The sequence below is a fragment of the uncultured Mucilaginibacter sp. genome, assembly GCF_903913935.1.
GTDB lineage: Bacteria > Bacteroidota > Bacteroidia > Sphingobacteriales > Sphingobacteriaceae > Mucilaginibacter.
The window spans coordinates 1-6,226 of sequence record NZ_CAIWNH010000174.1; the positions used below are offsets into that span (position 1 = coordinate 1).

The 6,226-nt window shown below is 39.0% G+C and carries 7 protein-coding genes and 1 pseudogene; 6 read left to right on the top strand and 2 right to left on the bottom strand.

The genetic code is table 11. From position 1 onward, the window contains the following. The 4 genes from QZY09_RS06510 to QZY09_RS06525 form a co-directional block, all read left to right on the top strand. Window positions 1-495 (top strand): Lrp/AsnC family transcriptional regulator (locus tag QZY09_RS06510; RefSeq protein WP_295669825.1); only part of this gene is annotated, 495 nt, incomplete at its 5' end. 142 nt (window positions 496-637) lie between these two features. Next, window positions 638-1,711 (top strand): HAMP domain-containing protein, encoded by a 1,074-nt coding sequence (locus QZY09_RS06515; protein WP_295669828.1) that lies wholly within the window; start codon window positions 638-640, stop codon window positions 1,709-1,711. Window positions 1,712-1,834: 123 nt separating this feature from the next. After that, a complete protein-coding gene (locus tag QZY09_RS06520; RefSeq protein ID WP_295669831.1) occupies window positions 1,835-2,902 on the top strand; it encodes a 3-oxoacyl-[acyl-carrier-protein] synthase III C-terminal domain-containing protein in 1,068 nt (355 codons plus the stop codon). A gap of 110 nt (window positions 2,903-3,012) precedes the next feature. Next, on the top strand, window positions 3,013-3,504 hold the full coding sequence (locus QZY09_RS06525) for an isoprenylcysteine carboxylmethyltransferase family protein (protein WP_295669834.1): 492 nt from the start codon (window positions 3,013-3,015) through the stop codon (window positions 3,502-3,504). 77 nt (window positions 3,505-3,581) lie between these two features. On the opposite strand, the gene QZY09_RS06530 is transcribed toward QZY09_RS06525, so the two are convergent. Further along, window positions 3,582-3,740: an ATP-dependent Clp protease proteolytic subunit gene (locus QZY09_RS06530; protein ID WP_367119176.1), complete on the bottom strand. Its 159-nt coding sequence runs from the start codon at window positions 3,738-3,740 to the stop codon at window positions 3,582-3,584. A gap of 175 nt (window positions 3,741-3,915) precedes the next feature. Here QZY09_RS06530 and QZY09_RS06535 point away from each other — a divergent pair, with 175 nt between their 5' ends. Further along, window positions 3,916-4,440: a hypothetical protein gene (locus tag QZY09_RS06535; protein ID WP_295669837.1), complete on the top strand. Its 525-nt coding sequence runs from the start codon at window positions 3,916-3,918 to the stop codon at window positions 4,438-4,440. Window positions 4,441-4,515: 75 nt separating this feature from the next. Here the strand turns inward: QZY09_RS06535 and QZY09_RS06540 are convergent, their stop codons facing one another. Then, window positions 4,516-5,298 (bottom strand): polysaccharide deacetylase family protein, encoded by a 783-nt coding sequence (locus QZY09_RS06540; protein ID WP_295669839.1) that lies wholly within the window; start codon window positions 5,296-5,298, stop codon window positions 4,516-4,518. A 248-nt stretch (window positions 5,299-5,546) separates the two neighbouring features. On the opposite strand from QZY09_RS06540, the pseudogene QZY09_RS06545 reads away from it, so the two are divergent. Next, window positions 5,547-6,226, top strand: a pseudogene (locus QZY09_RS06545) (hypothetical protein); the annotation flags it as partial.

A 6,226-nucleotide genomic window follows, 5' to 3' on the forward strand; every position in this document is an offset into this window, starting at 1 on the left:
ATGGAAAAGAACAGCCCTTTAGTTAATACCGGAAATTCGTTAGACGAGATTGATTTTGCCATCATCAGTTTTATGCAGAACGATGGCAGGACTTCCTTTACCGTTATTGCTGAAAAACTGAATGTCTCCATTGGTACCATTCGTACCCGGTTTAACCGCTTGCTGGAGGAAAAGGTGATCACCATTATCGGCAGGGTTGATCCCGGTAAGGTGGGCTTCCGTTCCTATGCGCATGTAGCCGTGTACGTAAGGCCGGCCCATTTAAAAGAGCAGGTTGCGCAAACTATCGCCCTGATGCCGGAAGTGAGCTTTCTGGCCGGGACCTTTGGGGAATATGACCTGGAGGTGGATGTGATGTGCCGGGATAACGACCATTTGGTTGATTTTGTAAATAAGATCTCGACCATTGAGGGCGTTTTTCAAACCAAAACTACGATCTATTTTAAAGTATACAAATACGCCCAACCCGACCTTGCCTTGCTTGAAAGCAAATAAACAGGTGTTTTTTATGTAATTTTTTTATGGTTTAGGTAAACAATTGCCGCATGGGTTATTGTTTACCTAAATAATCAATTATATTTACTACACTAATTTCTTCCGTTAAGGAACCTGTTGTAAACTGTTAATTTATTTTTGTATGAAGATCAGGAAAAAACTATTTGTTGGCTTTGGGATATTATTTGTAGTGGTGATGTTTTTTGGAGCCGCCTCTATCTATTATATTGAGAAGATTTCCGAAACTGCAAAAGTAACACTGAAGAACAATTATAATACCCTCACTTTTACCAGGGATATGCGTTCAGTACTGGATGAGAATGATCTTCCACTGACAAAAAATGCATCAGATGCTTTTAACAGCGCATTAAAAAAACAGGAAAACAATATTACTGAAAGCGGCGAAAATGAGGCAACATCCGGAGTACGGAAAGACTTTGACCAGTTGATCAGTTCATCCGAAACCTTGTCTCAACAGCAGGTATTGGTGAGGCATGTGCGGTCGTTATTAAAAACTATTGACGGCCTTAACATGAAGGCGATTGCTGATAAAAACAACGCCACACACGAAACAGTAAATAGTGCGACCATTTACCTTGGGGCAGGTGGGTTTATCACCTTCCTGATCATTTTTGTTTTGATCTCTAATTTCCCGGGCTTTATTGTTAACCCGCTTCACCAGCTTGCGGATGGATTTATGGAAGTGAGCCATGAAAATTATGAAACCAGGCTTGATCTGCAAACCAGTGAGGAGTTTGCTGAGTTATCAAATGCTTTTAATGCCATGGCTGTCCGTTTGGGTAAAAATGAAAATATTAACCTCACAAAAAGGCTCTCTGCAGAAAGCCAGGTGAAAATTCTGGCAGAAGAAATGCCCGATACCGTAATAGCAGTTAACGAGAAGGATGAGATAATATTTATTAACATGGTTGGGCGCAAAATTCTGAAAATTGGTGAAAAACCGATAACCGGACAAACCCTTCATTCTGTAATAAAACATAAGGGGCTGCTAAAATCTATTGCTGAAAAAAATAAGGATATAAATTCAGTCGTAATTGACGGCAATTCAGATCTGTTTGAACTGCATCGTTTTGAAATTGTTGTGCCTAATTTAAGACCAAACCCGATTGGTACACTCCAATTTTCGGGATTCCCGGCCGGTATGATCTATATATTAAAAAATATCAGCGAGAAGGAAAAGGCAAAAAGTGTTTAAATATTGTTAAATAGTTGCCTTATTTCTTGTTTTAACTGCGTTTGAAAAGCATAAAATAATTTTTTATTTGCGGATTTAGACAACTGGCACGTTAATAGATACGTATGTATAAATAAAATATTTATGCCATTTATAGCTGCAGTATCAAAAATAGACCTCCCTTATAAAATAAAACAAACAGAAGTCAAAAAACATGCCCTGGAGATGTTTTCAGCCAATTTCCCGGAAGCCAACCGGCTGATCTTTGCCTTTGATAACACCGAAATTATCGACAGAAATTTATCTGAGCCACTTGATTACTATACACAACCGAATACTTTTGAAGAACGGAACAACGAATATATCAGGTCGTCACTTGAATGGTCAGTAAAAGCAATAGCGGATTGTATAAAAAAAGCAAAAATCGATAAAGAGGATATTACCGATATTCTATTTGTATCAACAACCGGGTTGGCAACGCCCAGTATGGATGCCCAGATCATTAATAAAATGCGGCTTAATCCGCACATTAACCGGATCCCGGTATGGGGACTGGGTTGCGGTGGAGGAGTCTCCGGCATGGCCAAAGCAAATACGCTGGCAAAAGCCAACCCGGATGCGGTGGTGTTACTGGTGGCAGTTGAACTATGTTCCTTAACACTCATTAAAAGTGATTACAGTAAAAGCAATTTTATTGGCTCCAGCCTTTTTTCAGACGGGATAGCGGCTTGTATTATTAAAGGTGATAACCACCAAAATACCACCGGTGTAAATTATGTGGCAGCAAGCAGTAAATTGTATTACGATTCGCTGGAGGTAATGGGATGGGATTTTCAGGATACGGGTTTCAAAGTATTGTTTTCAAAGGACATCCCAGCCTTTATCACGCAGTACATTAACACAGATATAGTTAATTTTTTAGAAAAACAAGGCCTTAAATTAAGCGATATCAAAAACTTTATTTTTCATCCGGGTGGAAAGAAAGTATTGGATGCTTACCAGGATGCGCTCGGCGTTGAAGGGGATTTTTTAGGAAATACCCGCAAGGTGATGAATGATTACGGTAATATGAGCAGCTCGACAGTTTTGTATGTGCTGGAGAAATTTATGACCGATGGCTTTGAACCGGGTTATGGTTTAATGCTGGCCATGGGGCCAGGCTTTTCGAGTGAGATGGTTTTGTTGAAGTCCGAAAGTCCGGAAAGTCGGTAAAGTCCGAAAGTTAAAAGGCCGACCATGTTTCGGAGTTCATTAAAGTTAACAAGTTATTTACGAAAAATCTTTCCGACTTTCGGTCTTTCCGGACTTTCGGACTCAAATACATGTATTTCATCATCTTCATCAGCCTCTTCATCATACAACGCTTATCCGAGCTACTCATCGCAAGGAGAAATGAAAAATGGCTCCTTTCGCAGGGCGCGGTTCAATACGGGCAAAGCCACTACCCGTTTATGATCGCGCTGCATACGTTGTTTATTGTATCGATCATCGCGGAATACATTTTAGAGGGGCAGCCGCCTATTGATTGGATCTTCCTGGTGCTGTTTATTGCAGTGCTATCGTTCAAGTACTGGGCGCTATCTTCATTAGGCAAATACTGGAACACCAAAATATACCGCATCCCCGGTGTTTACCCCGTAATGAAAGGCCCTTACAAATTTTTAAAACATCCCAATTATATGGAGGTAGTTTGTGAGATCGCCATCATACCGCTGGTTTTTCATTTGTACTATACGGCAATCATTTTTACGCTGTTAAACGCGGTGATGCTTTGGGTGAGGATAGGGGTGGAGAATAAGGTTTGGACGGAGTGATCAATACGGAAGTCGGAATGTCAATTGCGGAATAATTTTGCAATTGGCATTATTAACTAATCTCCAACCTCCAGTCTCTAGTCACTAAGCCCCAAAATATAGTCTATGATCCCAAATTCCTTTGCTTCTGCTGATTTCATCCAGAAATCGCGGTCGCAAACATCATGAACCCGCTGGTATTCCTGGTGGCAATGCTTTACATAAATTTCGTATAGTTCCTTTTTTACTTTCAGAATTTGGCCCTATTTGATTGGACCGCAGTATTAATAGCCTATAACCCAGGCAGAATAAGCAGGGGAAATAACTGTGGTTTTTTATCCATAACCCAAAGCTGTAAAAATTAAGAAAATATTATTTTAGTACGTGAAATCGTATCAAAATCTTTATAATTGCACTTCACCTAAAATTGTTATGAGAAGTTTGTTTTCAAATTTAAATGCCAGGTTAATTATCATCAACCTGATTGCTTTCTGGCTGTTTTTTTATGCTTTTCAAACGCTTGCCTTTTTGCACGATTATAACTTTTTATACCTTCCGACTGAAAGGATGGCCAGGCTTAATTTACCTGCAAGGCGTGCAAGTGATATGAATTTTATCAAGCAGGCCGGTAATTTTGGCTTATTAGCTGCTTATGTCATCTCGTGGTTTGTTGCCTATAAAAAAGACTGGCACTGGCTGAACGGGGTGATTAGTTTTATTATTACATTTACTTTATGCTTTTTTGGATGGTTTGGATGGAGTTTTCTGCATGTTATTTTCCAGGCGCCTGAAAAATTATTTGCCCCGACCAGCATGTGGGGTTATTTGATCAGTGGCCTTATTATGATAGCACTAGGTTTGTTGATGCTGCTTTCAAAACAGGTGATCAGCTTTGTTGAAAGATCTAAATTAAAAGATGATGCCAGGGGCAAAAAGAAGCCTAAAAGAACGCGGTAACAGATGATAATACCTTAAACAGAAAAGGCCTGCATTTTGTGAAGTGCAGGCCTTTTCTTTTTCAAATTTTTCATTTCATTTTTTATTTACAGCTTTTGAAATATATTCCATTACCTGTTGAAAAGTGGCTACCCAAATATCTTTTTTGTTTTTTGCCAGGTAGTTAATAAGTTTTTTATGCGAAAGCGCAGGCGTCGTGATATAATCACCGCCAATGCCATGAAACATCAAAACGCCCATACCTCCTTTTTTTTGGACGGTTTTAACGTACGTGATCAATTGGTCTGCTGTTGTGTTGTCTTCCAACCCATACGAGGGCACCAGCATTGGGTCGAGTTTTCTAAAATCCGTTATAATGGTGTTTTCGTCGCCACCAATTCGGGCGTATTTGATTAAGCCGGATCGCCTGAGCGAATCAACATAGTTTTTGCCGCCAACAGATGTTTCGGTACAGGGATAAGCATAGGTGTGCGATGATTTACTGTCAATTGCAAATAAAAAATTATTCATAACCCCGATCTCTTCTAAAATCATTCCCGGGGTATAATGTTCTGAGGCAACGGGGTTGTCATTTGTGCTCGTGCAAGGATGATAAATGGAATGATTTCCTAGTTCGTGGCCCCTTCTGCTGGCGCTACGCCACCTGGGTATTGTTTCATAATTCAGATCACCAGGCAAAAAGAAGGTGCCTTTCAGATGAGCTGAATCAAGTTGCGGGATGGCAATGTTTAACTGCGAATAAAGCCCATCGTCGTAGGTTAATATGATCACCGCCTTTTTATGATCCGGCCATTTAATTTGCGGCTGGGCCTGCGCAAAACCGGTAAATGTTAAAAAAATGATGATCAGTTTTTTCATCAGAATTTAAAGTAAAGCGGATTAAAAATAGCATGAATTATATGACAGGGGATTTTGCCAACTAATATAACTATTAATTGATGTTTTACCAATCAATTCCGGCGGACATTGCTCTGCTGCACTGATTTTATTAGTTTAAAACTGGTAGAAATAAATAAAATAGTTATCCCAATGGCTTGCATATGACATATATTTTATAGCTTTAGTTAATATACTTCAAAATAAAAAACCCCGGATAATACATAAAAATGAAGCAGTCATTTTGGTCGAAAATTATTGGGACACCTGTTGATTTCTCTTTGGAAGCAAGGATATTTAATGCCATAACTTTTGTTTTAGCTACCAGCCTTATTTTTACAATCGGGTTGAATTATATCCTGGGGATACAACAATTAGCGGTGTTAATGCTGCTTGTTTTTTTTCTCGCAATAATTTGTTATTACTACTCAAGAGTTAAGCTGAAGTTAAACGCCTTTATTATGGTATACATGACAGTGATCAATGTACTGTTGATTGTTAACTATAAATATAACTCAGGTATCAATGGACCCACGCTGTTAATTTTTATGCTTTCTTTTTTTCTCACTATTTCTATCGTTCCCCGTAAACAGTATTGGTTTTGGATAGCGCTGAACGTAGTTATAGTTGGCATGCTGTTATTGACTGAATATTTGCACCCACAATTAATAAGTAATACTTACAGTGATAAACAAAGCCGTTTTATCGATTTTACTTATACCTACGTGTGCATTGTTTTTTTTATTTTTTTTGTAACCACAACTGTCAGAAAAAGCTATTTCGCGGAAAAGAGGCTGGTTGAAGAAAAAGCTGGGGAGCTTGCAATAGCCAATGATACCAAAGATAAATTATTCTCAATTCTTGCTCATGATCTTCGCTCGCCATTATCGTCGATACAAAATTACCTTGA

What these genes read in the sequence shown, in the direction of transcription:
- QZY09_RS06515 (WP_295669828.1), top strand. Translation starts at nt 638, where the DNA reads ATGAAGATCAGGAAAAAACTATTTGTTGGCTTTGGGATATTATTTGTA.
- QZY09_RS06520 (WP_295669831.1), top strand. Translation starts at nt 1,835, where the DNA reads ATGCCATTTATAGCTGCAGTATCAAAAATAGACCTCCCTTATAAAATA.
- QZY09_RS06525 (WP_295669834.1), top strand. Translation starts at nt 3,013, where the DNA reads ATGTATTTCATCATCTTCATCAGCCTCTTCATCATACAACGCTTATCC.
- QZY09_RS06535 (WP_295669837.1), top strand. Translation starts at nt 3,916, where the DNA reads ATGAGAAGTTTGTTTTCAAATTTAAATGCCAGGTTAATTATCATCAAC.
- QZY09_RS06540 (WP_295669839.1), bottom strand. Translation starts at nt 5,298, where the DNA reads ATGAAAAAACTGATCATCATTTTTTTAACATTTACCGGTTTTGCGCAG.